The 25,247-nt window shown below is 73.2% G+C and carries 21 protein-coding genes; 9 read left to right on the forward strand and 12 right to left on the reverse strand.

All coding sequences use genetic code 11. From position 1 onward, the window contains the following. Positions 1 to 24: 24 nt before the first annotated feature. Complete coding sequence (locus ACIQ9E_RS05200; RefSeq protein WP_403702169.1) at positions 25 to 1,683, forward strand: alpha/beta hydrolase; 1,659 nt, start codon at positions 25 to 27, stop codon at positions 1,681 to 1,683. Between the two features lie 186 nt (positions 1,684 to 1,869). Here ACIQ9E_RS05200 and moeZ read toward each other — a convergent pair whose 3' ends face one another. From moeZ to ACIQ9E_RS05235, 7 genes are all read right to left on the reverse strand, one after another. Further along, positions 1,870 to 3,048, reverse strand: coding sequence for an adenylyltransferase/sulfurtransferase MoeZ (moeZ, locus tag ACIQ9E_RS05205; RefSeq protein ID WP_403702172.1), 1,179 nt, complete (start codon positions 3,046 to 3,048; stop codon positions 1,870 to 1,872). Positions 3,049 to 3,112: 64 nt separating this feature from the next. Continuing rightward, positions 3,113 to 3,946, reverse strand: coding sequence for a spherulation-specific family 4 protein (locus ACIQ9E_RS05210; protein ID WP_403702914.1), 834 nt, complete (start codon positions 3,944 to 3,946; stop codon positions 3,113 to 3,115). Between the two features lie 461 nt (positions 3,947 to 4,407). Next, complete coding sequence (locus ACIQ9E_RS05215; protein WP_403702175.1) at positions 4,408 to 5,496, reverse strand: NAD-dependent epimerase/dehydratase family protein; 1,089 nt, start codon at positions 5,494 to 5,496, stop codon at positions 4,408 to 4,410. Positions 5,497 to 5,900: 404 nt separating this feature from the next. Further along, positions 5,901 to 7,301: a hypothetical protein gene (locus ACIQ9E_RS05220; RefSeq protein WP_403702177.1), complete on the reverse strand. Its 1,401-nt coding sequence runs from the start codon at positions 7,299 to 7,301 to the stop codon at positions 5,901 to 5,903. Beyond that, positions 7,298 to 9,604: a glycosyltransferase gene (locus tag ACIQ9E_RS05225; RefSeq protein WP_403702180.1), complete on the reverse strand. Its 2,307-nt coding sequence runs from the start codon at positions 9,602 to 9,604 to the stop codon at positions 7,298 to 7,300. The genes ACIQ9E_RS05220 and ACIQ9E_RS05225 overlap by 4 nt, the downstream gene beginning before the upstream one ends. Positions 9,605 to 9,837: 233 nt before the next feature. Beyond that, positions 9,838 to 11,628, reverse strand: a complete 1,791-nt coding sequence (locus ACIQ9E_RS05230) for a DUF3152 domain-containing protein (protein WP_403702183.1) — start codon at positions 11,626 to 11,628, stop codon at positions 9,838 to 9,840. A gap of 9 nt (positions 11,629 to 11,637) precedes the next feature. After that, positions 11,638 to 12,603 (reverse strand): alpha/beta fold hydrolase, encoded by a 966-nt coding sequence (locus ACIQ9E_RS05235; protein ID WP_006346776.1) that lies wholly within the window; start codon positions 12,601 to 12,603, stop codon positions 11,638 to 11,640. Between the two features lie 299 nt (positions 12,604 to 12,902). On the opposite strand from ACIQ9E_RS05235, the gene ACIQ9E_RS05240 reads away from it, so the two are divergent. The 4 genes from ACIQ9E_RS05240 to ACIQ9E_RS05255 all read left to right on the forward strand — a co-directional run bounded on the left by ACIQ9E_RS05240 (position 12,903) and on the right by ACIQ9E_RS05255 (position 15,024). Beyond that, the gene (locus ACIQ9E_RS05240; RefSeq protein ID WP_403702186.1) at positions 12,903 to 13,187 is read left to right on the forward strand and encodes a hypothetical protein; all 285 of its coding nucleotides are present in this window, start codon (positions 12,903 to 12,905) and stop codon (positions 13,185 to 13,187) included. Positions 13,188 to 13,387: 200 nt separating this feature from the next. Then, the gene (locus ACIQ9E_RS05245; protein WP_403702189.1) at positions 13,388 to 14,044 is read left to right on the forward strand and encodes a TetR/AcrR family transcriptional regulator; all 657 of its coding nucleotides are present in this window, start codon (positions 13,388 to 13,390) and stop codon (positions 14,042 to 14,044) included. Between the two features lie 218 nt (positions 14,045 to 14,262). After that, on the forward strand, positions 14,263 to 14,490 hold the full coding sequence (locus ACIQ9E_RS05250; RefSeq protein ID WP_403702192.1) for a DUF3107 domain-containing protein: 228 nt from the start codon (positions 14,263 to 14,265) through the stop codon (positions 14,488 to 14,490). A 261-nt stretch (positions 14,491 to 14,751) separates the two neighbouring features. Further along, positions 14,752 to 15,024: a hypothetical protein gene (locus ACIQ9E_RS05255; RefSeq protein WP_403702195.1), complete on the forward strand. Its 273-nt coding sequence runs from the start codon at positions 14,752 to 14,754 to the stop codon at positions 15,022 to 15,024. A 51-nt stretch (positions 15,025 to 15,075) separates the two neighbouring features. Here the strand turns inward: ACIQ9E_RS05255 and ACIQ9E_RS05260 are convergent, their stop codons facing one another. Then, positions 15,076 to 15,903 (reverse strand): ferritin-like fold-containing protein, encoded by an 828-nt coding sequence (locus tag ACIQ9E_RS05260; RefSeq protein WP_403702198.1) that lies wholly within the window; start codon positions 15,901 to 15,903, stop codon positions 15,076 to 15,078. A gap of 617 nt (positions 15,904 to 16,520) precedes the next feature. On the opposite strand from ACIQ9E_RS05260, the gene ACIQ9E_RS05265 reads away from it, so the two are divergent. The 3 genes from ACIQ9E_RS05265 (at position 16,521) to ACIQ9E_RS05275 (ending at position 20,112) form a co-directional block, all read left to right on the forward strand. Then, positions 16,521 to 18,785, forward strand: a complete 2,265-nt coding sequence (locus ACIQ9E_RS05265; RefSeq protein WP_403702200.1) for a DEAD/DEAH box helicase — start codon at positions 16,521 to 16,523, stop codon at positions 18,783 to 18,785. 85 nt (positions 18,786 to 18,870) lie between these two features. Further along, positions 18,871 to 19,770: an alpha/beta hydrolase gene (locus ACIQ9E_RS05270; protein WP_403702203.1), complete on the forward strand. Its 900-nt coding sequence runs from the start codon at positions 18,871 to 18,873 to the stop codon at positions 19,768 to 19,770. Positions 19,771 to 19,959: 189 nt separating this feature from the next. Then, a complete protein-coding gene (locus ACIQ9E_RS05275; protein ID WP_366255002.1) occupies positions 19,960 to 20,112 on the forward strand; it encodes a hypothetical protein in 153 nt (50 codons plus the stop codon). A 110-nt stretch (positions 20,113 to 20,222) separates the two neighbouring features. On the opposite strand, the gene ACIQ9E_RS05280 is transcribed toward ACIQ9E_RS05275, so the two are convergent. From ACIQ9E_RS05280 to ACIQ9E_RS05295, 4 genes are all read right to left on the reverse strand, one after another. Further along, positions 20,223 to 20,828, reverse strand: a complete 606-nt coding sequence (locus tag ACIQ9E_RS05280) for a MarC family protein (RefSeq protein WP_006346785.1) — start codon at positions 20,826 to 20,828, stop codon at positions 20,223 to 20,225. A gap of 174 nt (positions 20,829 to 21,002) precedes the next feature. Further along, positions 21,003 to 21,875, reverse strand: coding sequence for a PHP domain-containing protein (locus tag ACIQ9E_RS05285; RefSeq protein ID WP_403702206.1), 873 nt, complete (start codon positions 21,873 to 21,875; stop codon positions 21,003 to 21,005). A 140-nt stretch (positions 21,876 to 22,015) separates the two neighbouring features. After that, complete coding sequence (locus ACIQ9E_RS05290; protein WP_403702208.1) at positions 22,016 to 22,654, reverse strand: DUF6758 family protein; 639 nt, start codon at positions 22,652 to 22,654, stop codon at positions 22,016 to 22,018. A gap of 137 nt (positions 22,655 to 22,791) precedes the next feature. After that, complete coding sequence (locus tag ACIQ9E_RS05295; protein WP_403702211.1) at positions 22,792 to 23,451, reverse strand: suppressor of fused domain protein; 660 nt, start codon at positions 23,449 to 23,451, stop codon at positions 22,792 to 22,794. 648 nt (positions 23,452 to 24,099) lie between these two features. On the opposite strand from ACIQ9E_RS05295, the gene ACIQ9E_RS05300 reads away from it, so the two are divergent. Beyond that, positions 24,100 to 25,242 carry a magnesium and cobalt transport protein CorA gene (locus ACIQ9E_RS05300; RefSeq protein ID WP_403702214.1) on the forward strand — a complete coding sequence of 381 codons (1,143 nt, stop codon included), beginning with the start codon at positions 24,100 to 24,102 and terminating at the stop codon, positions 25,240 to 25,242. Positions 25,243 to 25,247 lie beyond the last annotated feature (5 nt).

Genomic DNA, 25,247 nt, shown 5'->3' on the forward strand with positions numbered 1-25,247 from the left:
CCGGGCCCGACGGGGGGACGCAGCATGCACATCGGGCACATCGGGCACGGCCGATTCCGGGCGAGCGCCCTGACGGCGGCTGCCCTGCTGCTGGCCGGGACGGTCTTCGGCTGTACGAAGGACGGCAGCGCAGGCGGCGGTCCCGGCGAGCGCGCCGGGACCGCTGCGGGCGGCGGAAGCGGCAGTACGGCTCCGAGCGCGGCACCGAGCGCGCCGGCGTCGCCGCCCTCGGATCCCGGTCGGGCGCCCGTCACCACCGCCGCGCTGCCCGCCGCCCTGACCGGGCAGAAACTCGGCTGGTCGGCGTGCAAGGCGCCGGTCAAGGCCGACGGGATGTACGCGGAGAAGCCGGGCGCCCGCTGGCAGTGCGCGACCCTGAAGGCGCCCCTGGACTACACGGAGCCGGACGGGGAGACGCTGGGCATCGCCCTGATCCGGAGCGTGGCGAAGGACTCCAGAAAGCGCATCGGCTCGCTGCTGTTCAACTTCGGCGGCCCCGGCGGCTCGGGAGTCGCGGCTCTGCCCGGCGGTGACGACATCGTGAAGAAGCTCGGCGGGGCCTACGACCTGGTGAGCTTCGATCCGCGGGGGGTCGCCGAAAGCTCCGCCGTCGTCTGCCGCGACGACAAGGCCATCGCGGCCTCCCACCGGGTCGACAGCACCCCGGACGGCCCGGCCGAGCAGCGCGCGTTCATGGCTGCGTCGGCGGGTTTCGGGGCGGACTGCGCCCGGCGGTCCGGGAAGGTCCTCCCCCATGTCGGGACGGCGAACACCGCCCGCGACATGGACCTGATGCGGCAGGTCCTCGGTGATACGAAGCTGCACTACCTTGGCTTCTCGTACGGGACGGAGCTGGGCGGCGTGTACGCCCATCTCTTCCCGGAGAAGGTCGGAAGACTGGCCATGGACGGTGTGGTCGACCCGACGGCCGATCTCGCCCGCGGTACGCGCAACCAGGCCGTCGGTTTCCAGCGGGCCCTGGAGAACTACTACAAGAGCCGCGGCATCGGTGCCGCGGAGGGTACGGCGCGTACGGTGCAACTCCTCAAGCGGCTCGACGCCCGGCCGATACCCGCCGGGGACCGCCGCACCCTCACCGAGCACATGGCCCGGACCGGCATCATCCAGTCGCTCTACTCCGAGCAGTACTGGCCTTATCTCACGGACGCGCTGAAGGCGGCCGGGAAGGGTGACGGCTCCGAACTCCTCGCCCTCGCCGATATGTACACCGGCCGGGACGAGAAGGGCCGTTACTCGACCCAGGACCATGCCCAGCGGGCGATATCGTGCGCCGATTCGGCCTCCCGGCCGACGGCCGCGGAGGTGACCTCGCGCCATCTGGCCGACTTCACCGCGGTTTCCCCGGTCTTCGGCCCGTATCTCGCCTGGGACGTCGCGGGCTGGTGCGCCGACTGGCCGGTCGACGGGGCGTGGGAGAAGCCGCCGGTGTCGGCGAAGGGTGCGGCGCCGATCCTGGTCGTGGGCACCACGGGCGACCCGGCGACGCCGGTGGAGGGCGCGAAGAAGATGGCGGACGGTCTGGGCACCGGGGTCGGCGTGCTGGTCACCAGCGAGGGCGAGAACCACGGCTCGTACGGCTTCTCGAAGTGCGCGACCCGGCTGGTGGACGACTATCTGCTGAAAGGCACGGTCCCCCGGAGCGGAACCGTCTGCTCTGCCTGACGGTCCGGCCCGTCCCGGTACGGAGCCGGCAGGGAGCGGGCCCCCGGGGCGCATCGGCCGATGCGCCCCGGGGGCCCGGACAGATTCCTTCGCACGTCCCCGCCGACCCGGCCGCCCGGAGCGGCGGGACGGGCCGACAGGCAGTACCGGGGCGGGACGAACCTCGGAACGGTGCGTACGGGCCGGTCAGTAGACGGGCTTGTGCGGTTCGATCTGGTGCACCCAGCCGATGACACCGCCACCGACATGGACGGCGTCCGCGAATCCCGCCGACTTGAGGACCGCCAGCACTTCCGCACTGCGGACACCCGTCTTGCAGTGCAAGACGATCTTCTTGTCCTGGGGCAGTCCTTCGAGCGCGGTGCCCATCAGGAACTCGTTCTTGGGAATCAGCTTGGCGCCCGGAATCGAGACGATCTCGTACTCGTTGACCTCGCGGACGTCGATGATCTCGATGTTCTCGCCCTCGTCGATCCACTCCTTGAGCTGCTTGGGAGTAATCGTCGAGCCGGCGGCCGCCTCCTGGGCCTCCTCGGACACCACCCCGCAGAACGCCTCGTAGTCGATCAGCTCGGTGACGGTGGGGTTCTCGCCGCAGACCGCGCAGTCCGGGTCCTTGCGGATCTTGACCTGGCGGTACTGCATCTCCAGGGCGTCGTAGATCATGAGCCGGCCGACGAGGGGCTCCCCGACACCGGCGAGGACCTTGATGGCCTCGGTGACCTGGATGGAGCCGATGGAGGCGCAGAGCACACCGAGTACCCCGCCCTCGGCGCAGCTCGGGACCATGCCCGGCGGCGGGGGCTCGGGGTAGAGGCACCGGTAGCAGGGGCCGTACTCGGACCAGAAGACGGAAGCCTGGCCGTCGAAGCGGTAGATGGAGCCCCAGACGTACGGCTTGCCCAGCAGCACACAGGCGTCGTTGACGAGGTAGCGCGTGGCGAAGTTGTCCGTGCCGTCGACGATGAGGTCGTACTGGCTGAAGATGTCCATCACATTGTCGGCTTCGAGCCGCTCCTGGTGAAGGACCACCTTGACGTACGGGTTGATCCCGAGGACCGAGTCCTTCGCGGACTCGGCCTTGGACCGGCCGATGTCGGCCTGGCTGTGGATGATCTGACGCTGGAGGTTCGACTCGTCGACCTCGTCGAACTCGACGATGCCCAGCGTCCCGACCCCGGCCGCGGCCAGGTACATCAGCGCGGGGGAACCGAGGCCGCCCGCGCCCACACAGAGCACCTTGGCGTTCTTCAGCCGCTTCTGCCCGTCCATCCCGACGTCGGGGATGATCAGGTGGCGGGAGTACCGGCGGACCTCGTCGACGGTGAGCTCTGCGGCGGGCTCGACCAGGGGTGGCAGCGACACGGGGACTCCGTTGCGTGGGTAAGTCAATACGGTTGTTCTCCCGTCAACACTGCCACGCACCTCCTCATTCCGAGACACCTGGTCCGATCTGCGAGACGAATTCGTCCCAGTAGCCGGGCAGGCTCTCGAATGCCCCGGAATGTCCGCCGGAGGCTCCGGGGGCCCCGGCGGTTGCCGGGTGCGTGGTGCCGAATCCGGCCGGGTCGCCGCCCGGCCGGTCGGTGAAGAAGACCGTCGCAGCGCCCTGCCAGCGGGCGATCCGGGCGGCCTCTTCCAGATGGGTGCGCGGGACCCCGTGGACGAAGTGGGCGAACCGCTCCGGCGGATGGTCGGCCGTCCACGGGGCCGCCTGCGACCAGCGGTAGTCGGCCCAGGGCCCGGAGAAGGTGATCAGTTGGTCGGCGAGGTCCGCGTAGGCGGGGTGCGGATGACTGCCGTGGCCGAGGACGACGTACCCGTCCGGGCTACCGGCCCCGGTCCGGCCCGTACTCCCGGCTCCGCCCCCGGTCCGGCGCCGTCCGCAGCCGCTCACGGCCCGGGTGCCGGCACCCTCGACGACCGTCCGCACGGCCGTCACCGCCAGCCGTACCGCCTCCAGAGCGGCGGGGTCGGCCGGGCAGCGGTCCAGCAGGAATCCGCCGACCCGGTACCACTGGGCATAGCGGTCGGCGTCGGCGACGACTTCCCCGAGGGGCCGGGCGCCTCCGGCGAGATCGACCCGGCCCAGGACCCGTACCCCGGCGTTGACCAGCCTTCCGGCGGCCGCGAGACAGTGCGGGTCCGGGCGGTCGCCGGGCCCGTTGGCCACCGTGAGGACGACCCAGTCCAGCGGGGTGCCCGGCCGGGTGAGTTCCGCCCACTCGGCCGCGGCGAGCAGCGGATGGGCGTATCCGGGCACCCCGATCCGCAACCGGCCCCAGGCCCCGGCACCGGCACCGCCGCCCGGATCCGGAGACGCCTCCCGGCCACGCCCGCCCACCGGGGCACCGTGTAAACCATGAAGACCATGAAGCCCATGAAGCCCATGGTGATCGTGGTGACCATGGTGACCGTGGAAACCCGGGCCATTCGGGACACTCACACCACTCGTGCCACTCGTGCCACCCGAGATGCCGGGGAAGCCCGCCGAATCCGGAGCCACCGGAGCACCCTGAGAACCCCGAGCACCCCGAGCACCGGCCCCGACGGGACCGACAGGACCGACAGGACCGACAGGACCGACAGGAGCAGACGGATCCACCGGATCGCCCGAGGGGCCCCGGGAGCCCGGCAGTTCCGTGGTTCCCTGATCGCCCCCGAAGCCCGGCCCCGCTGCCGCCCCGCGCCGTCCGGTGCACCGGGCCGCTCCGCCGCCGGTGCTCAGATGCGGCATGCCGCCTCCATCCAGATATCGGCGAGTGACTCCTCCAGGTTGATCCGGGGCCGCCAGCCGAGCCGGTCGCGGGCGGTGCGGATGTCCGCCTGCTGCCAGTTGCCGCAGCCGTCGGGGTAGGGGACGGGGGTGGCGGCGAGTTGTTCCAGAACGGATTCGGAGCGCGGCGCTCCGATGCCATGACCGGCGAGGGGGCCGTGACCGGGGTGCCCCACCGGCCCACCGTGACCGCCGTGACCGCCGTGACTGACCGGGCCCGAGTGGCCGCCGTGTCCCAGCGGGCCGGGGCCGCCGAGCGCGCCCGGTCCCGGCCGTCCGGGCGGGGTGTCCAGTTCGTGGAGGGCACCCGCGTACCCCGCGACCCTGGCGAGGACCGCCGCCGCGTCCCGGAGCCGTACCGCCCGCCCGGTGCCGATGTTCACCACGCCTTGGGCGGCGGAGAGGGAGGCGGCGTGCACCGCCCGGGCCACGTCCCGTACGTCGACGAAGTCCCGCTGCACCCCGAGGCCGCTGAGCTTCAGCTCGCCGTCGCCGGACTGCATCGCGCGCCGCATCGCCTCGGCGAGCCGCCCGAGCGGGGATCCGGCCGGGGTACCGGGTCCGACCGGGGAGAACACCCGCAGGACGACCGCGTCAAGACCGGAACCGAGGACCAGCTCCGTCGCGGCCAGCTTGCTGACTCCGTACGGTCCGCCGGGCCGCGGGATCGCGTCCTCGGCGGTCGACGAGCCCTGCTGCGAGGGTCCGTACTCGGACGAGCAGCCCACTTGGACCAGCCGTGCCCCGCAGCCGCTGCGGCGCAGCGCCTCGCAGACGGTGGCGACGGCGACGGTGTTGTGCCGGGTGAGTTCGCGGGCGCCGCCGCGGGTGGCACCGGCGCAGTTGATGACGACGCCGGGGTGGACGGCGGTCAGAAAGCGGGTGAGGGCGCCGGGGCTGCCGCCCGCGAGGTCGAAGCGCACATCGGCGTCGTCGCCTCGGCCGAGAGTGGTCAGGTGGACGGCCGGGTCGGCGAGCAGCCGGTCGGCGACGAAGCGGCCGAGGAAGCCGTTGGCTCCGAGCAGCAGCACCCTCATCGCGCGGCCCCTTCCTGACGACGGGTCCTGGCTGGGGATTGGCGGATCATGTTGGCGTTTCTCCTTCGGTGTCGCGCTCGTGGCGGCGACGGCTGATCCAGTGGAGCCGGTGGTACGGCGCACAGAGGTCGTTCGGAATGGTGCGGGGCGGTACGAGGTGGTGCGGGGTGGTGCGGGGTGGTGCGCGGTGCTGCCGCGCGGGACACGTTCGGTGCCTCGGCGGTGCGGGGCGCGGTCCGGGATGCGGACGGCAGGGTGGACAGGCGGTCGGGAGGGCCGGGCGGTCGGGGACGGCGGGGCGGCGGTCAGGTGCTGGGGTACGGAGGGGGCCGGGCCTCGTGGTGAGAGCGGGGGCTCCGGATCCCCTGCCGGGGGTTCTCGTCCGTCCGCCGGAACCGTCGGCGTCAGGTGTGGGCCGAAGCCCGGGACAGTACGGCGGTGGTGTGGACGAGCAGTCCGCCCGCCGCCGCTCCGCAGACCAGGGCGCAGGCCGCGCCCGGACCCCACGCCGCCGTCACCGCGTCGACAGGGCGGGCCGGCAGGCCGAGTCCGGGGAGCCGTCCGGCGAGCGGCAGGAGGAGGACGAACGCCTGCCCGACACAGGCGGCGCCGAGCCCGGTGGCCGCGGCCTCCGGGAAGCCGTGGATCGCCAGCAGCCGGGCGGTGAAGAGCAGCAGGCCGAGGGTTACGGCCGTGGCGGGGGTGCTGCCGTCGGTCAGCAGCAGCCCGGTCGCCACGGCCACCGCGGCCAGGGCCGTGGTGTAGAGCCCGGCAACGCTCAGCAGCAGCGGCCGCATTCCGGCGGCGAAGTCGTCGAGCCTGCGGCTGTCACCGAGCCTGCGCCGGGCCCCGGCCGCGAGCAGTCCGGCGCACCAGGCAGCGGGCGCGACGGAGACCGCGAGGGCGACCGACGGGCCGGGGGCGAACAGCGCCGCTCCCCCGGGGCCGCCCGTGGTGAGCCGGGCCGTCAGCCCCGGACCGCAGGCGGCGAAGCCGATCAGGACGGCGGTACGCACGGCTCCGGACCGGACGGCGCGGACCGGCCGCCGGCCCCGGGCCCGCAGCGGTCCCTGCCGGAGGCAGAGCAGGACGGCGGTGGTGACGGCGGCCGCGCCGAGCAGGGCGGCCGCCGTACGGGCGGGTCCGCCGAGGAGGGCCCAGCCGGTGGCGGCGAGCACGGCGGCCGTTCCGGGCAGCAGGGCGAGGGCGGCGCCGCGGGCGGGACGGTTCGCCGGGCCGGGCCGGGGGGCGGGTTCGGCGGTGTTCCCGGGGACCCGGGCGTACAGCTCCTCGGCGAGGGAGAAGACGTCCCGGTGCCGGAAGCGGGCCGCGATCCGGTCGGTCACTCCGTGGGCTTCCAGTCCGGCGGCGATCTCCAGCGGGTCGACGGCGCGTTCGCACAGGTCCTTGTGGCGGTGGAGCAGTGCCTTGACGGGGTCGGCGGACCCGTGGGGTCCACCGGCCGGCCGGGGCCCGGCCGCGGTCGGCTTCCCCGGCGCGGATACCGCTGCGGGTACGGGGGCGGGGGCCGGCCCGGATCCGCCGCGGGGGCCGAGGAGCGCGTGGGAACGGGCGTCCCAGCCGCCGTGGCTGACCGGTGGCCGCGGCGCATCCGCGGCGGAACGGGGGGCGGTGGAGCGGGGAACGGCGGTGCGGGCAGCGGTGGAAGACGGCGGTACGGCTGCGGTACGGCCGCCCTCGCCGGGGCGCCCGGAGGCTCCCCGGACCCCGACGCCCCCGGTGCTCCCGGTGCTCCCGGCTGCCTGCGAGGCTCCGCCGCGTCCTGCGGCCCCGGGGGCGGTCATGTACGGGCCTCCTTCACCACGACGCCCAGCGGTCCGTGCCACGCGCTCGCGTCCGGCACCGGACCGTGCCACGCGCTCGCGCCACCCGCCGGACGGGGCCACGCGCTCCCGCCGGACAGAGAACCGGGCCACACGTTCCCGTCCGGCGCAGGGTCGGGCACGGGCACCGGACTCCAGGCCGGCGCACCAGCGGGCCACGTGTCCGCGCCGGCCGCCGCCCCGGGCCGTGGACTCCCGGCCCGCGCCGGACCGGACCGCACGCCTCCGCCGCCCCTCACGGCACCGGACCGCGTGCCCTCGGCACCCTCCGACCCCGATCCGGATCCCGGCCTCGCCCCCGACAGGGGACCGGCACCGACCACCGTCCCCGGCCACGTACCCCCCGTCCCCACCGGTCCGGCCCCCGGGTCCCCGACAACCGTCGACGGGCGCGGCAGCGAACCCCCGCCGGCATACGGCGCACTGCCGCCCCACCTCACCGGAACGAGAGTCTCCGCCGGACGCGCGAAGGGCAGCGGTTCGCCGTACGCACCGACCGTGTCGCGATGGACCGGCGCACGCGAGATCACCTCCAGATACAGCGCGCGGAAGGCGGCCGTGTTCCGGTTGGAGGTGAAGAGTTCGAGCGCGCGGGAGCGCGCGGCGGCGCCGAGCCGGGCGGTCCGCGCGGGGTCGCCGAGGAGCGCGAGGCAGGCGTCGGCCAGGGCCCGCGGGCTGCGCGGCGGTACGACGAGCCCGGTGCCCCCGATGACTTCGACGACCGCACCCGCGTCCGTCGACACGGTGGCCCGGCCGCAGAGCATCGCCTCGACGAGGGTGTGCGGAAAGCCCTCGACGGAACTGGCGGAAACCGCGACGGCACCACTCGCGCAGGCCTCGGCGGTCGTCCAACCGCCGTCTCCTCCGAGCGGCTCGAAGGAGACCGGGCTGTCGGCCGCCGGAAGGACGTCGACGCCCCCGTCGGCGAAGAGATGGGCGGCGAGCGACCGGCAGTGGGCGAGGTAGCCGGCCTCCTCCCCCGCCGCGGGCCGGGCGAACAGCCGCAGCCGGGCCCGCGGTTCGCGCCGGTGCACATCGGCGAAGGCGTGCAACAGCCCCACCAGATCCTTCCCGGGCCCGGTCCGGCCCATCCAGACGAGGGTGTACGGGTCGCCGGGGTCGGCGGCCTCGCCGACGGCGGCGTACCGGTCGGCGTCCACGCCCGGGTGGACCGTGCGCAGCTTCGCCGGATCGGCGCCGCACTTCCGCTGCCAGCGGCGGATCCGGGCGTCGCCCGGGGTGATCAGGGCCGCCTGGGAGTACACCTCGGCGGCGAGCGCCCGCCGGAAGCCCGCGAGCAGGGCGCGGACCGGCGCGCTCAGCCGGGGACGGGAGACCCCGGGCGGGCCGAATACGCCCGGCGCGTACGGCCCGGCGGGCGCCCCAGGCCTGCCGAGGGTGTCGACGCCTGCGGAAGTGCCCGCCCCTCCGGAGTGGCCGACCGCGCTCCCGACGGCGTTTCCGGACGCGATTCCGGTGGCGAGATAGTGGGCGCGCAGATCGACTCCGTACTCCGTGACCAGCAGCGGAACCCCGAAGAAGCGTTTGGCCAACAGGCCGGGCAGCGCCGTGGTGCCGCCGGAGACGGCATGGCAGAGGTCGACGGCGCCGAGTGCCTCGTCGCCGTACCAGTCGAAGGACAGGGGGCGCAGCGCCCGCTCCAACTCCCCGGCGAAGGCGAGGTAGTCGGTGACGGCGGCGGTGTGCACGCTCCGTTGTGCGCCGGGGGTGCGGCAGACGGATTCCACGGTCCTTACGGCGGGTTCGGAGCGCAGGGCGGCGGCGAGCCCGCCGTGTTCACGGGCGAGTTCGGCGAGCCCGTACAGCCCCTCGGCAAACCACGCCGCACCCGACGCATCCACCGAACCCGCCGAATCCACCGGGCCGGCCGAGCCGGCCGGGGAGTTACCCGCACCCCGGACAGCCGTCACCAGATCCGAGAAGTGTTCGAGGAAGCGTCTGCGCTCCCGGCGGCCCAGCGCGGCACCCCCGTCACGGTCCGCCGGTCCCGCGGGCGCGGTCCGGACCGTCCGGACCTGCGGCGGCAGTTCCGAACGGGACGGGGCCGGCGAAGAGCACCGGGCGCCGGGGTCCGCGGCCCGCCCCGTACCACTTGCGCCGGAGGCTCCCCCGGCGCATACGGCGTGGCCTGCGTAGACATCGAACTCGTGCTGCGCGAGCCCGCGCACAAGCCGGTCGCACCAGCCCGCCGAGCCACCGAACGCATCCTGACAGCCACCGTCCGTGAGCAGTCCGATCCGCATGAACGCACCCCCGATCTCCCTTGTCGACCACCGCCGTTGGACTCGGCGGCACGCGGCGGAACGACCGTAAGCCGGTGCGACGGGGGTACGGCGGACGGTTGTCCGCCGCGCCACCGGAAGGGGTGAAAACCCGTAACTTTCCTGGCGCGATAGCGTTCTGTCGCGCTATGAACGCTCTCTGTCACCAGCGGTGAAGCGCAGGCCATGCCTTCGGGCGGGGACTGCGGGCGGCCTCAGCCCTTCGGGTGAACCCAGGGGTTGGGCCTGCAGCGGATGTCATCGATGTTCAGGGACTTGGTCTGCTGCTGCATCACGGGCGCCAGGGCGCCTTCGGTCCGGCAGCTCACATGGCCGTGGCCGAGCCGGTGGCCGACTTCGTGGTTGATGAGCATCTGCCGGTACGCGAACATCGCGCCCGGCCCGTACGTCTCCGAGCCCAGCCCCCAGCGGTAGGCGTTGATCATGACCCGGCTCGTCGAGGCGGAGTCGCAGCTCACCTTGTCGATGGACGTGTTGAGCCCGGATTTGGCGCACCAGACGTCGGTGGTGCCCGGACTGGCGAGGGTGATCACGAACGCGGGGTCGCCCGACGAGATCCGCTCGAAGGCCATCTCGCCGTTCCCGGCCCAGCTCCGCCGGTCGTTGAGGGTCCGCTGGACGGCGGTGGCGAAGAGCAGGCCGTCCATCTTCAGGCCCTTCTCGACGTCCACCCGGTAGGGGATCTTCTTTCCCTTGCCGGGTGCCTTGTCGAAGCCCGGGACGGCCTGGAAGGTGCCGCTGCCGGTGAACTCCCGGTCGATGGGGAAGCGGGTCGCCATCAGCTGCTCGTATGTGGGGGCCTGGGGTTTGGTGTCGCGCACGGCGGGCTGCGGCGGGGTGCGGCTGTCGGAGCGCGAGGCCGGTCCGGTGTCCTCGGCGCGCTCGTCGCCCGTGGTCCCGGTCTCCTCGCGGCGCTCGTTCTCCGTGGCGACCTGCCCGGCAACGATGATCGCCAGCACGGTCGTGACGGCCGCGGCGGCGATACCGGTGACGGTGCGGCTCTTGGTACCGCTGAGCGGAGTTCGCTGGTCCGGTACGGCGCCGGGCGCGGCGTCCCGGGGCCGGTCACCGGGTGCCTCGGCCCCCTGAAGCGTGGCGGTACCGGAGTCGGCCCCGGGGCCGGAGGCGGCTCCGGACGGGTCGAATGCGTCGACGAACTCGCGGCGCGGGCCCGGTATCCGGGATCCGGTCGCGGCGGCCCCGGGCGGGGCCTGCGGACCGGACGGCCGCGGCAGCGGCCCGGTGGGAGCGCCGGAGTGCGGGGGCACGGCGGTCGCCGGATCGTGCGGCGGTACGGCGGTCCCGGGGCCGGCCCCCCAGCCGCCCCCGGGCTCGTGCTGCTCGGGGTGGCCACCGCGGGCCTGCGGAACCCCGTACCCGGTGGCCGTGTGCTCGGCGCCGTGGCCGAGGGGTGCGGCCGGACCCGCCTGCCCCTGCTGCGGGGTGGTGAAGGCGCCCGGACCGGTGGGGGCGGAGTGGTGTGCACCGGTGCCGTAGTCGCCGGGGTGGTGGGCGCTCCGGTGGTAGCCGGGAGCGGACTGCCCGCCCACGCCGTATCCGGCGGCCGGCTGCCCGCCCGCGTCGTAACCGGGAGCAGGCTGCCCGCCCGCGTCGTAACCGGGAGCAGGCTGCCCGCCCGCGTCGTAACGGGCGGCCGGCTGTCCGCCCCGTTCGCGGCCGCCACCGGACTGCGCGCCCGCGCCGTAGCCGCTGCCGCCGTTGCCGTAGCCGTCGGCTACGGGAGGACGGCCACCGGGGCCGTATCCGCCCGCGGGCTGCTGCCCCGGCTGCCCCCCGGTGCCGTACGCACCGGAAGGACCGCTGCCCGGGTCATAGGCGTCGTAGGCGGCGGCGTCCGTCCCGGGGCCGGCACCGTGTGCCGTGTCCGGACCGGGCTGCGCGGCCTGCCCCGCATCCGCCGGAGCGGAGGAGTCCGTACGAGGAGAGGACTTGGGCGCGGGGCCCTTACGGCTGTGTCGTCCCACGGGCCCCGATCAGCTCCTGCCGCAGTCGTCGATCATGTCCCGGATCGCCTGCGCAACCGTCTCCGGGTACTCCATCATCGCCACATGGCCGGCGTCCGGGAGCGTCACCAGCCGTGAGTCCCGGAAGGCGGCGGACGCCCTGTCGGCCATCCGGTAGGAAACCAGCTTGTCCCGCCCGCCGTACACCAGCAGCGTCGGCGCGAGCACCCGCTCCGCCTGACGCCACAGCCCGTGCTGGCCGCCCAATGTGTACGCGTCGACGATACCGCGCGCCGAGCGGGCCATCGCGTCCCAGAAGTAGGGCAGCTTCATCCGCCGGTCCATCTCGGCCACGGCATGACCGAAGGCCTCGTCGGAGACCCGGCCGGGATCGCCGTAGCAGAGCGCCATCACACCGCGCGTACGGCGCTCGGCCGGCCAGTCGCGGCTGATCCGGCCGAACAGCCGGGCGACACCGGGCAGGCCGAGCAGTCCGGCCGGTACGGCGCTGCGCTGGACCCGCAGTTCGGGCAGGGCCGGGGAGACCAGGGAGAGGGTGCGCACCAGATCGGGGCGGACGGCGGCGACCCGGGTGGCCACGGCACCGCCGAGGGAGTTCCCCACCAGATGGACCGGCCCGCGTTCGGCGGCGTCGAGGTAGCGGATCACCGCCCGGGCATGCCCGGTGAGCGAGTAGTTGCCGTCGTCGGGCGGCGGTGAGGCACCGAAGCCGGGCAGGTCGAGCGCCTCGCCGTCGACGACGTCCGCCAGCAGGGGCATCAGGGCCGACCAGTTCTGGGACGAGCCGCCCAGCCCGTGCAGATAGAGGGCGGGTGGCAGCCCGGTGCGGGCCGGTGGCCGGGCCCGGACGGCCAGCCCGAGACCGGGGAGCGTGACGGTGCGCAGCTCCTCCCCTTCGGCGATCCGCACGGCGACGAGGTCGGGCACCACGGGCACGAGGGGTGCGCGGGCGCCGGGCAGCTCGGTCGAAGACATGCGGCAATGTTACGAGAGGATCACACCGCGAAACGTGTGTTCGGCGTCACAAGAGGCAGCGGATCGCATAGCGCCTCCGAAGGTCTGCTCCTACGCTCGTAAGAAGGGGAGAAGGCAGAGGGAGGTGAAGGGAAGCAGAGGAGCAGGGGAGCAGGGAAGAAGGGGAACGGGGAAGAAGAAGAGCAGCGAGAGGAGCGGACAAGGAACGGGGAAGGGGACCGCACTCGCCCGCGACGGCGGACCGTGACCACGGGACGGGCGGACGGGCCAGGAGAGCGAACCGGGGAGAAGGTGCCTCAATGGCTGTCGTCGATGCCGGCGATCCGGAAGCCTTCGCGGCGTACGAGGGCCGCGAGAGCGGCGAAGAGGAAGAGGACGGGGCCCGGACCGGAGCCGCGTCCGGCGGCGCGGGTACGGCGGACCGGCCGGACGAGGAGATTCCGGAGGCCGACGCCGCCGAGCAGCGTACCGAGGTCCGTCCCGAGCACGACGAACCACCGCGGATCGACCGCGACCGGGCGAACGAGGCCGACGCCGTCGAGCAGGCCAGGACGGCCGCCCAGGACGAGGACGACTATCGGTGACCCTCCGCCGACTGCAGGTGACAGCGGGCCTCGCGGATGCGGCGCTACCCGTGGCGTGCCCCCTTTTGCCCCCGAATCGGGAGCTACCGCGGCTGTCCGGTCCGTGAAATTCTGCGTCCGCGGCGCGCACGGGCGGGTTACCCAAAAGTACGATGGCGGGCGCGGCGACGACCGCGCACGGAACGATTTTGGGAGGCGGCGTGACAGCCATCGAGCAGACAGAGGCGGCGCGCCCGCGGGGCACGCGCCTGCCACGCCGAGCCCGCAGGAACCAACTTCTGGGCGCCGCCCAGGAGGTTTTCGTGGCGCAGGGGTACCACGCGGCCGCGATGGACGATATCGCCGAGCGGGCGGGCGTCAGCAAGCCGGTGCTCTACCAGCACTTCCCCGGAAAGCTCGACCTCTATCTGGCACTGCTGGACCAGCACTGCGAGGCACTGCTCCAGGCGGTGCGTACCGCACTGGCGTCGACTTCGGACAACAAGCAGCGGGTGGCGGCCACGATGGACGCCTATGTCGCGTACGTCGAGGACGAGGGCGGCGCCTTCCGGCTGGTCTTCGAGTCGGATCTGACCAACGAGCCCGCGGTGCGCGAGCGCGTGGAGCGGGTGTCGCTGCAGACCGCGGAGGCGATCTCCGCCGTCATCGCGGAGGACACCGATCTGTCGAAGGACGAGTCGATGCTGCTGGCCGTGGGGCTCGGCGGGGTGGCGCAGGTGGTCGCGCGCTACTGGCTCTCCAGTGAGACGGGCATTCCGCGCGACCGGGCCGTGGGGCTGCTGACGTCGCTGGCCTGGCGGGGTATCGCGGGCTTCCCGCTGCACGGCGCGGACGGCGCCGAGGGCCCCCAGCGCTGATCCGGGCCGGACCGCGGCCGCCGTACATCGCCGGGGGCACGCTCCGGACCACGGGCCTGCCGAGGCCCCCGGCCCGGCGGCGCCCGGGGGCCGTCCCCGCGCCGCTGTTCGCTGATGGCGTGCTCCGGCGTGGCCGAGGGGGCCCACCGCCGGGCTAATGTGTGCTGGGTACGGCGCGGTGATCGCGCAACGCACTGACCGTTCGGAGGGACATAGCCGTGGAGGTCAAGATCGGCGTGCAGCACGCGCCCCGGGAGATCGTTCTGGTGAGCGGGCAGACCGCCGCCGAGGTCGAGGACGCCGTGGGCCAGGCACTCGCGGGCAAGGCGCAGGTGCTCAGCCTCTCGGACGAGAAGGGCCGCAGGGTGCTGGTGCCGGCCGACCGGATCGCCTACGTCGAGATCGGCGAGTCGGCCACGCGGCGCGTGGGCTTCGGCGCGCTCTGACCCGACGCTCCGGCAGGGCCCCGGCGGATACTCCGCCGGGGCCCTGCTGCGTTCCGGCGAACTCCGCCCCGGACCGGCATCCGGGTGGTGACCGTACGGAGCCACGGGGGTACGGGAGCACCGCCCGCGCCCGCGAAACCGGCTCCGGAGCGGACCGCACCGGAGGGGTACCGAGGGGGCACGGAGGGTTGTTCCACCGGGTCAGGGGGTAGTACGGGCTGTGACCGCACCCCCCGTTCTCCGTCCGTGAGGTGATCAGCAGTGCTGCTGGAAGCAATCGGCTCCGTCCTGCTCGGCCTCGCCCTGTCGTGTGCGGCCGTCCGCCTCTTCGCCGACCGGCTCCCGGAGCGCCGCGCGGTCATCCTCACCGGCCCGCTGGGCGCCCTGTTCGGCGCCCATGTGACGCATGTCGCCCTCGGCCCCGGACACACCGTGGGGACGCTGGTGGGGGCCCTGCTGATCGGGGCCGTCACGCTCTCGCTGCTGCTGCGCCCCACCGGCCGGCGGCTGCGCAGCCGCGCGATCCCCTCCTGACCGCGCCCCCGGGCCCGGACCCCGAGGCCGGGCCGGACGGCGGACGGGGAGTCAGGACGCCAGGTCGAGCGCGGCCATCCGCAGCGTGTGGGCCTTGGTGATCCGGGAGAACATCTTGCCGATCTCCGCGAGGTCGAACCCGTCCGCGACCCCGCCCACCAGCATCGTCGACAGCGCATCCCGCTCGGCGACCACCCGCTGTGCCTGGGAGAGCGCCTCCCCCATCAGCCGGCGGGCCCAGAGCGCGAGCCGTCCGGCGATCCGGGGGTCGGCCTCGATGGCCGCGCGCACCTTCTCGACGGCGAAGTTGCCGTGGCCCGTGTCGTCGAGCACGGCGAGCACCAGCGCGCGGGTGTCGGAGTCGAGGTGGACCGCGACCTCGCGGTAGAAGTCGCTGGCGATGGAATCACCGACATAGGCCTTGACCAGGCCCTCCAGCCAGTCCGACGGGGCGGTCTGGTGGTGGAAGTCGTCCAGGGCCCGGGCGAAGGGTTCCATGGCCGCGGTCGGCTCCTCCGCGATGGCGGCCAGCCGGTCGCGGAGCCGCTCGAAGTGGTGGAACTCGGCGGACGCCATCTTCGCCAGTTCGGCCTTGTCCCCCAGGGTCGGCGCCAGCTTGGCATCGTCCGCGAGCCGCTCGAAGGCGGCCAGCTCGCCGTAGGCGAGCGCGCCCAGCAGATCCACGACGGCCGCGCGGTACCGGGGGTCGGCGGAGGCCGTGGCCCAGTCCTGAGCGGCGATCCCGGTGGGCGCCGCCGCCTCCTCCGCGCTCGGATCGGCCCCGGCACCGGCCGCGGCACCCGCGGCCCGGGGGGCGTCCTCCGCCTTCGCGGCGTTATCGGGTTCAGGGGCGTGATCAGGCGTCTCCATGAACCGCACAATAGCCCGCCGCACCCCCGCGGGAAGCGGTCGGCCGCCGGTCCGGGGGGCGCGTTCCACCGGCGACCCCCCCGGTTTCCGTGACATCCGCCAACACACATGCGCGATTCCGGGGTACAGTGGTATGGCGCCTGCTGGAGCGTTGAGAGAGTTGTGTCTGCGACTGCACAACGGTTCGGCGGGCGATCGCAGTGTTTGACTGAGGGATGAAGGATTCTGTGCCGATCCTCCGGGCTTTTCCAGGTCCGGCCGGGCTCCGGTGGTCCTTCTGACCCCATGAGGATGCCCGGTCGGTGGCACGATCGGCTCCGAACCGACCGCCCTCCGCGCGGACCGTGCGCCCTCGCGTACGACCGCAGACGAGGGGCCCCCTCAGCGGCACGAGCGCTCGAGCGACGGCAGTGGTCCCGCGCCATCGGCCAACCCGCGGCCGGACAGCACCCCGGTGCGATACCCAGGTGCGGTACGACCCCCTTCGCTCGCCTCGCGCCGCGTCTCACAGAAGAGGCAACATCCTGACTACGCAGAAGACGACTTTCCGGGATCTCGGGATCCTTCAGGAGACCGCCGAGGCGCTTGAAGCCGTCGGCATCCTCCACCCTTTCCCCATTCAGGAGATGACGCTCCCGGTGGCCCTCTCGGGCACCGATGTCATCGGCCAGGCCAAGACCGGCACCGGCAAGACGCTCGGTTTCGGGCTGCCGCTGCTGGAGCGCGTCACCGTCCCCGCGGACGTCGAGGCGGGCCGGGCCCGGCCCGACCAGCTCACCGACGCCCCGCAGGCGCTCATCGTGGTCCCCACCCGTGAGCTGTGCACCCAGGTCACCAACGACCTGCTCACCGCGGGCAAGGTCCGCAATGTGCGGGTGCTGGCGATCTACGGCGGCCGGGCGTACGAGCCCCAGGTCGAGGCCCTGAGGAAGGGTGTCGACGTGATCGTCGGCACCCCCGGGCGGCTGCTCGACCTGGCCGGGCAGAAGAAGCTCGACCTGTCGAAGGTGCGCTCCCTCGTCCTCGACGAGGCCGACGAGATGCTCGACCTGGGCTTCCTCCCCGATGTCGAGAAGATCATCCAGCTGCTGCCGGCCCGCCGGCAGACAATGCTCTTCTCCGCGACGATGCCGGGCGCGGTCATCGGGCTCGCCCGTCGCTATATGTCGCAGCCCACGCATATCCGGGCCACCTCCCCGGACGACGAGGGTGCGACCGTCGCCAACATCACCCAGCGCGTCTACCGCGCGCACTCGATGGACAAGCCGGAGCTGGTATCGCGGATCCTCCAGGCCGAGGGCCGCGGACTGGCGATGATCTTCTGCCGGACCAAGCGGACGGCCGCGGACATCGCCGACCAGCTGGCGCGCCGGGGCTTCGCCTCCGGGGCGGTCCACGGCGACCTCGGCCAGGGCGCCCGCGAGCAGGCGCTCCGGGCCTTCCGCAACGGCAAGGTCGACGTGCTGGTCTGCACCGATGTCGCCGCGCGCGGTATCGATGTCGAGGGCGTCACCCATGTGATCAACTACCAGTCGCCGGAGGAGGAGAAGACCTACCTCCACCGCATCGGCCGCACCGGCCGCGCGGGCGCCTCCGGTACCGCGGTCACGCTGGTCGACTGGGACGACATCCCGCGCTGGCAGCTGATCAACAAGGCGCTCGACCTCAAGTTCCACGAGCCCGCCGAAACGTACTCCACCTCGCCGCACCTCTTCGAGGAGCTGAATATCCCGGCCGGCACCAAGGGCGTTCTGCCGCGTGCCGAGCGCACCCGGGCCGGACTGGCCGCGGAGGAGCTGGAGGATCTCGGCGAGACCGGTGGGCGGGGCCGCAAGCAGCAGCCCGCCGCCCCGGCCGAGCGTCCGGCCCGTACGCGTACGCCGCGTCAGCGCCGCCGTACCCGTGGCGGCTCGTCGGCCGATGCCGCCGCCGTGCCGTCCGTGGCGCCCGCTCAGGGTCCGGCCGGCGGGGAGACCGCGGTGGACACCGCCGCGGACACCTCTGCCGTACGGACGCCGAGGCGCCGTCGCCGTACCCGTGCGGGTGCGGGTGCGTCGTCCGAGGCCCCGGTGGCCGTGGCGGCGGTCGTGGAGCCGGTGGCTCCGCCGGCCGTACCGCAGCAGGCGGAGGCCGTGACGGCCGAGACCGTGGTCGCGGAGACCGTGGCGAAGCCGCGCCGCCGCCGGACGCGTACGGCCCGGCCGGTGGAGACGGTGGAAGCAGTGGAGACGGTCACTGCCGTCGAGACCGCAGCCGTGGCCGAGGAGCCGAAGCGGACGCGGACCCGGACGGTCCGGAAGGCCACCGCCGAAGCCCCCGCCGAGATCGTCGAGGCCGCCCGGGCCACGGAGACCGTCGAGGTTGCCGAGAAGCCGAAGCGGACCCGGGCCCGGAAGACCGCGGCCACCGCCCCGGCCGCCGTCGCCACCGAGGCGACCGCGGCCACCGAGGCCGCGGAGAAGCCGAAGCGGAAGCGGACCGTCAAGAAGGTCGTGGCCGAAGCACCCGCCGAGGCCGTAGCGGCCGCGGAAGCCGCGGAAGCCGTGGTGGCCGCAGCGGCCGCCACGGTCACCGAGACCGCTGAGACCGCTGAGACCGTCGAGAAGCCGAAGCGGACCCGGGCCCGGAAGACCGCGGCCACCGCCCCGGCCGCCGTCGCCACCGCGGCCACCGAAGTCGCGGAGAAGCCGAAGCGGAAGCGGACCGTCAAGAAGGTCGTGGCCGAAGCACCCGCCGAGGCCGTAGCGGCCGCGGAAGCCGTGGTGGCCGAGAAGCCGAAGCGGACGCGGACGGTGAAGAAGACGGCGGAGGCCGCGGAGGCCCCCGCCGCCGAGAAGCCGAAGCGTGCCCCCCGGGCCCGCAAGGCAGCCGTGGCACAGCCCGAGAGCTGATCCGAAGGCACCGCCGACGGCCCGCCCCCCGCACGGGGAGCGGGCCGTCGGCGTTCCCCCTCGCCCGGGGCCGTAGGCTCGACGCATGAGCCGCCCACCCACCTTCACCACGCCCGCCTGCGCCCGCTCCCGGACCCTGCGCACCGCCCGGGGCGACTTCGCCGTTCTCGACGCCCGGCCCGGTGGGCGCGGACGAGCCGCGGCGGCGGAGCCGAAGGGCACCGCCCTCCTCGTTCCCGGCTTCACGGGCAGCAAGGAGGATTTCATCGCCCTGCTCCAGCCGCTGACCGAAGCCGGCTACCGGGTCGTGTCGGTCGACGGGCGCGGACAGTACGAGTCGGCGGGGCCCGACGAGCCCGGGGCCTACGAGCAGCCCGAGCTGGCCCGGGATCTGCTGGCGCAGGCCGCGGCGGTGGCCGGGGAGGACGGCGGCGGACCGGTGCATCTGATGGGGCATTCGCTGGGCGGGCTGATCTCCCGCGCCGCCGTGCTGATGGACGCGTCCCCTTTCCGGAGCCTGACGCTGATGGCGTCGGGACCGGCCGCGGTCGGCCCCGCCCAACAGAAGCGGATCCACCTGCTCCGGGACGCGCTCGCCAATCTGCCGATGACGGAGGTCTGGGAGGCCATGCAGGCGCTGGAGCCCCCGGCGGACGCGGAGGAGGCCGCGGAGCCGGGCGGCGGGGCCACCCAGGACCGGCTGCGGGAGCGGTGGCTGCGGACCCACCCGCTCCAGTTGATCACCACCGGGCACCGGCTGACGGCCGAACCGGACCGGGTCGACGAGCTGGCCGCCGTACGGTCGCTGCCCAAGCAGGTACTGAGCGGTGAGCGCGACGACGCCTGGCCGGTACCGCTGATGGACGAGATGGCGGTACGGCTCGGAGCGTTCCGTACGGTGATCCGCGGCGCCGAACACTCGCCCAACACCGACCGGCCCGCGGAAACGGCCGCCGCGCTCGCGGCCTTCTGGGACCGGCACTGACGCAGGCCGCGTATCCCCGCGGGCCCGTTCGTGCGCGGCCGCGGCCCGGCACTCGTTAGGCAGCGAAAAGTTTTCTTTAGCGTAGGGAATATTTGCCCGGCCCAGGTCTGTTGTGCGTGCTGTACCAGCACTCAGCTCTTCAGCAGGAGGATCACCCTCCGGCAGGAGGATCAGACGAAGGGAGAAGCCGTGCGCTTCGAGATCATGCGACTGGACGATGTCGACGGCACCGCCGTGGACAGCACGGTCGTGGACGCCGCCTCCGTCAACCGGATCGTTCAGCAGGCGGCGGCCAAGGGCCAGCGCCTCTACATCCGCCCGGCCGACACTCCCGCTTCATAGCTCCGTCGGCCGCCGGACGGCGCCGGCCGGCGCACCGGCAGACCCCGGCATCATGACGGTGCCCCCGCGGAGATCCGCGGGGGCACCGTCGTGTTCTGCCGCCGGTGACGTCAGGCGCCCTGGACGACCTGGGTGACGCCGTTGATGATCTGCTGGACCGCGATCGCGGACAGCATCATGCCCGCGAGCCGGGTCACCAGCACCACACCGCCGTCCTTGATGAGCCGGATGATGACCAGCGAATAGCGCATGGTCAGCCAGAGCACCACATGCATGGCCACGATGGCCGTCCAGACGGCGACCTGCTGCGAGGCACCGTCGGCGTTCTGGACCGCCAGGATCACCGAGACGATCGCACCGGGACCGGCCAGCAGCGGCATGCCCAGCGGAACGAGCGCGACGTTCACGTCCTTGGTCTGCTTGGGCTCGTCGGTCTTGCCGGTGAGCAGGTCCAGCGCGATCAACAGCAGCAGCAGACCGCCCGCGATCATCAGCGCGGGTACGGACACATGGAGATAGTCGAGGATCTGCTGGCCCAGCAGCCCGAAGACGGTGATCACACCGAAGGCCACGGCCACCGCCTGCCAGGCCATCCGGCGCTGCACCTTGGCGGGCCGTCCGGAGGTCAGGGCGAGGAAGATCGGGGTGATCCCCGGCGGATCCATGATCACGAAGAGGGTCAGAAAGAGGGAGCCGAAGACGGCGACGTCGAACACGGTGGTGCCTAGGGGGAGAGAGAAGCGCGGAAAGGGAGCGGGAGGCGCACGGCCGACCGTGCGCGGAAGGGCGCGGTCCGGTACCCGTGGGCGGGATCCGCCGGAGCCCTCGCCGGGGAGCGGCGGGCCCGTCGTAAGGAACGCGGAACGGAACGGAGCAGAGCGGGTCTGCGGTTACGCGGCGGATCCCCCGGCGCCCGGGACCGGGAACGCCCCGGTCGCACGGCGGGTGATCTCGCCGTAGATCTCCGGGTCGGTGGTGAAGTGACCGAGCGGAATGTCCTTGCGGCTGCCGTGGTAGTCACTGGAGCCGGTGGTCAGCAGCCCCAGTTCGGCGGCGAGACCGCGGAGCCTGGCGCGGGTCGGCTCGTCGTGGTCCAGGTGGTCGACTTCGATACCGTCGAGACCGGCTTCCGCCAGCTCCGCGATGGTGGCGTCGGAGATGGTCCGGCCTCGTTTGACCGCTGCCGGGTGGGCGATGACGGCCACTCCCCCGGCGGCCTTGACCAGCCGTACCGCGGTGAAGGGGTCGAGTTCGTGTTTGGCGACCCAGGCCCGGCCGCCGTCGGCGATCCATTCGGCGGTGAAGGCGTCCGAAACGGTCGGTACGACACCCAGCTCGACCATCGCGGCGGCGATATGGGGTCGGCCTACGGAGCCGTCCCCGGCAATCCGGGCCACCTGTTCCCAGGTGACCGGGGCGCCCAGCTCGCGGAGCCGGGCCACGATCTCCCGGGCGCGCGGCACCCGGTCGTCGCGCAGCAGCTCGCGGCGGGCCAGCAGTTCGGGCTCTTCGGGATCGAAGAGGTAGGCCAGCAGATGGAGCCCGATTCCGTCGACGGCGCAGGACAGCTCGGCACCGGTGACCAGGGTCGGGGGGCGGTCGAGGCCGGGAAGCGCGGCGATGGCCTCGGCATGGCCCCGGGTGGTGTCGTGGTCGGTCAGGGCGATCACGTCGAGCCCGGCCGCGGCGGCGTTGCGCACCAGCTCGGCGGGGGTGTCCGTACCGTCCGACGCCGTGGAGTGGGTGTGCAGGTCGATGCGCACGCGGACTCCGGGGGACGGGCGGACAGGGGGCGCTCCAGTGTATCGGCCGACCCCACCGGGACCGGCCGCCCCGGACGTCGCTCCGGTCACATCCCGCAGTCGCTCCGGGGGGTATGTGGCCCCCGGGTCACGGACAGCGCTCAGGAGAGCAGCCGGGGCGACAGCGCGCCGCACGGCACCAGCTCGACCTCGCTGCCCGCATCCCGCAGATCGGTCAGCACGAGTTCGTCGTACATCAGCAGTCCCGACCGGCCGGGCCAGACGATCGCCCACAGCCAGAGCCCGCGGGCCTCGCCCGCGAAGACCGCCCGGTCGTCGGGGGCGGCCAGGACGTGCCAGAGCGGGGTGGGGCGGCCGGCGGCCAGTATCTTCGCCTGCGGCGCGCGGTCGGTGCTGAGGTGGGGACCCGGGTCGGGGCCGTCGATTCCGGCGTAGCGTGCCCCGAGTCCGACGCCCAGCTCCTCGGCGATCAGCAGGAGTTCACCGACCCCGCCGAGCGGTCCCGGGCCGGTGCAGGCGACCGCGGAGGCCCGGCCGCCGCTGCGGTCGTCACCCGCGTACGCCACCCCGGTGAACAGCCAGCCGACGGGCAGCGGCCAGGGCATCCACACGGGCACCCGGGCGCGGTGCACCGCGACGCCGAGGGCTTCGACACTGGGCGGGATCACCGGTTGCAGTGGGTGCACGGCGCCGTGCACATCGCACTGCCACGAGTCGGCAAAGAGACCGGGCGCCCTGACCCGGCCACCGCACTTCGGGCAACTGGGTTCGCCCCTCATAGGGCCCAACGGTCCTACCAGGCCGTCGCCGCGTCAAGGACGATCACTCTTTCCGGCGTGTGCGCTTGCGGACCGTGGGCGGCCGGTGTAGCGACGCGGCCCGCGGTACGGAGAGGGGCCCGGGACCTCTCCGTACGTCAGTCGTCGAGCCGGACCGGGGCCCGCAGCGGGTCCCGGAGGTCCGTGCCGAACCGCAGCCAGCGCTCCTGGAGCGCCGCGGCGCCGTGGACCCGCTTCCAGGCCGCCTCGTTCGGGGTCATCGGCAGCAGCGGCAGAAAGCGGACGGGGTCCAGCGGGCTGTCCAGTTCCAGATCCGGTACCAGACCGCCCGGCTCTCCGGCCAGGACGGAGGAGAAGGGGGCGCCGGGCCAGAGCGGCGCACCGAGGTCGAGGGAGGCACCCGGGGCCACCACCACCCCCTCGACCTGCGGGGAGGCGGCGAGCACCGTGAGCGCGCGGAGGACCTTGTCGGTATCGGCGAGCCCGGACCGTACCGTCAGCAGCAGTTCGGCGCGCGGCCCCGCCACCGGATCGGCGAAGGCCGCGGTCGGCTCGGCCATCGGACGGGCGGACATCCCGAGGGTGGCGTAGCGCACCAGGCCGTCAGGGCCGCCGTCCCCCGTTCCGGCCGCGCCGGATGCGCCGGATGCTTTGGCGGCGGGCGGCTCCTCCGTACCGGCGCGGAACCGCAGCACCTCGAAGCGGTCCGTCCCCAGGAAGGTCACCGCGGCCCGGGCGTCCGGCTCCCCGAGGGCGTCGCGCAAACGGGCTTCGACCAGAACGAGAACATCAGCCATGCCGGGAGCATAAAACGCGTAGGGAACGGGCAAAGACACCTGTTGACCGTCGGTCGGCTGATAGTGTTGGCGGCTGGTCGGTACATCAGCAGGCCGTTGCGTCACATACGGCGCAACCGTGTCCCGATCGACGATCTGAGCCCCCTTCACGGGGGTACGTCGTCCCTCACGGGGGACCGGCCGGAGGAGGTGGGATCCACGGTGGATCGAAGTCGACCGTGTAGTACCAGCCGCTCTTCCGTACGGCCCCGTCCCGGCGCCACGTTCGCGCCCGCGCCCACCAGGTGATTCCCGCCCGTCCCGGCCTGTCCGGCTGACGGGATCGCGGAGCCGCCCCGTACCCCCGCGTACGGCGGTTCCCCGGTCGCCGGTGGCGACTTTGCACGGCGGAAGAGCATCGACCCCGCTCGTACCGGGTGTACCGGTCCACCGGCCCGTTCCGGCTCCGGCGCCCGCTCCGGGCACGGTACCGCCGGCCGTTCCGGTCCACACCGGCTCGACCCTGCTTGTTGCGAAGTCCGTCTGTCTGTTGCGAACGCCGTCACCGTGCCGACCCTCGGTGCCGCCCGCTTTGCGGACGTGAGTCCACGTCCCCATTCCGGGCTGTGCCGTCCCCGCACCGGCGGCTCTCCATGATCGGAGTCAGCCATGTCGATGATCCGTGACCTGCGCGCCGCCGTCCGCCCCTCCCGGCGCCGGACCGGCGATGCCACCCACCCCACGACCGCCGCCTACCCGGCCGGATACGACACCCCCCGCGACCCCTCCGCCTCCAGTGCCGTCGTCGACTGCGCCGTCTACCGCGACGGCAGCCGGCTGGAGAGCGACGCCTGTCTCACCCCGCGGGAGGCGATGCTGCGGGTCCGCGAGGGCGGCGGATTCGCCTGGATAGGGCTGCACGAGCCGACGGAGGAGGAGTTCGCCGGGATCGCGGCCGAGTTCGGCCTCCACCCGCTGGCGGTGGAGGACGCGGTCCACGCCCACCAGCGGCCCAAGCTGGAGCGGTACGACGACACCCTGTTCACCGTCTTCAAGACCGTCCACTACGTCGAGCACGCCGAGCTGACCGCGACCAGCGACGTCGTCGAGACGGGCGAGGTGATGTGCTTCACCGGCCGGGACTTCGTCATCACGGTCCGGCACGGCGGCAAAGGGTCGCTGCGCGCCCTCCGGCACGGTCTGCAGAAGGACACGGAGCTGCTGTCCAAGGGCCCCTCCGCGGTGCTGCACGCCCTTGCCGACCATGTCGTGGACGGCTATATCGCGGTCGCCGAAGCGATGCAGGACGATATCGACGAGGTCGAGATCGAAGTCTTCTCGGCGCCCTCCAAGGGCAGCAGCGCCCGGGGCACCGACGCGGGCCGGATCTACCAGCTGAAGCGGGAGGTGCTGGAGTTCAAGCGGGCCGTGACGCCGCTGCTGCGGCCGATGCAGCTCCTCAGCGAGCGGCCGATGCGGCTGATCGACCCGGACATCCAGAAGTACTTCCGGGATGTCGCCGACCACCTCGCCCGGGTCCAGGAGGAGGTCCTCGGCTTCGACGAGCTGCTGAACTCCATCCTCCAGGCCAATCTGGCGCAGGCGACCGTGGCCCAGAACGAGGACATGCGCAAGATCACCTCCTGGGCTGCGATCATCGCCGTACCGACGGCGGTCTGCGGGGTGTACGGGATGAACTTCGCATACATGCCCGAACTGACCTGGAAGTACGGCTATCCGATGGTGCTGACCTCCATCGGCGTCATCTGTTTCACCATTCACCGCACGCTCAAGCGGAACGGCTGGCTCTGAACCGC

It is taken from the genome of Streptomyces sp. NPDC094448, assembly GCF_044763775.1.
Lineage (GTDB): Bacteria > Actinomycetota > Actinomycetes > Streptomycetales > Streptomycetaceae > Streptomyces.

Coding starts and splice junctions, on each gene's coding strand:
- ACIQ9E_RS05200 (WP_403702169.1), top strand. CDS start 25: ATGCACATCGGGCACATCGGGCACGGCCGATTCCGGGCGAGCGCCCTG.
- ACIQ9E_RS05215 (WP_403702175.1), bottom strand. CDS start 5,496: ATGAGGGTGCTGCTGCTCGGAGCCAACGGCTTCCTCGGCCGCTTCGTC.
- ACIQ9E_RS05220 (WP_403702177.1), bottom strand. CDS start 7,301: ATGACCGCCCCCGGGGCCGCAGGACGCGGCGGAGCCTCGCAGGCAGCC.
- ACIQ9E_RS05225 (WP_403702180.1), bottom strand. CDS start 9,604: ATGCGGATCGGACTGCTCACGGACGGTGGCTGTCAGGATGCGTTCGGT.
- ACIQ9E_RS05235 (WP_006346776.1), bottom strand. CDS start 12,603: ATGTCTTCGACCGAGCTGCCCGGCGCCCGCGCACCCCTCGTGCCCGTG.
- ACIQ9E_RS05240 (WP_403702186.1), top strand. CDS start 12,903: ATGGCTGTCGTCGATGCCGGCGATCCGGAAGCCTTCGCGGCGTACGAG.
- ACIQ9E_RS05265 (WP_403702200.1), top strand. CDS start 16,521: ATGACGCTCCCGGTGGCCCTCTCGGGCACCGATGTCATCGGCCAGGCC.
- ACIQ9E_RS05270 (WP_403702203.1), top strand. CDS start 18,871: ATGAGCCGCCCACCCACCTTCACCACGCCCGCCTGCGCCCGCTCCCGG.
- ACIQ9E_RS05290 (WP_403702208.1), bottom strand. CDS start 22,654: ATGAGGGGCGAACCCAGTTGCCCGAAGTGCGGTGGCCGGGTCAGGGCG.
- ACIQ9E_RS05295 (WP_403702211.1), bottom strand. CDS start 23,451: ATGGCTGATGTTCTCGTTCTGGTCGAAGCCCGTTTGCGCGACGCCCTC.
- ACIQ9E_RS05300 (WP_403702214.1), top strand. CDS start 24,100: ATGTCGATGATCCGTGACCTGCGCGCCGCCGTCCGCCCCTCCCGGCGC.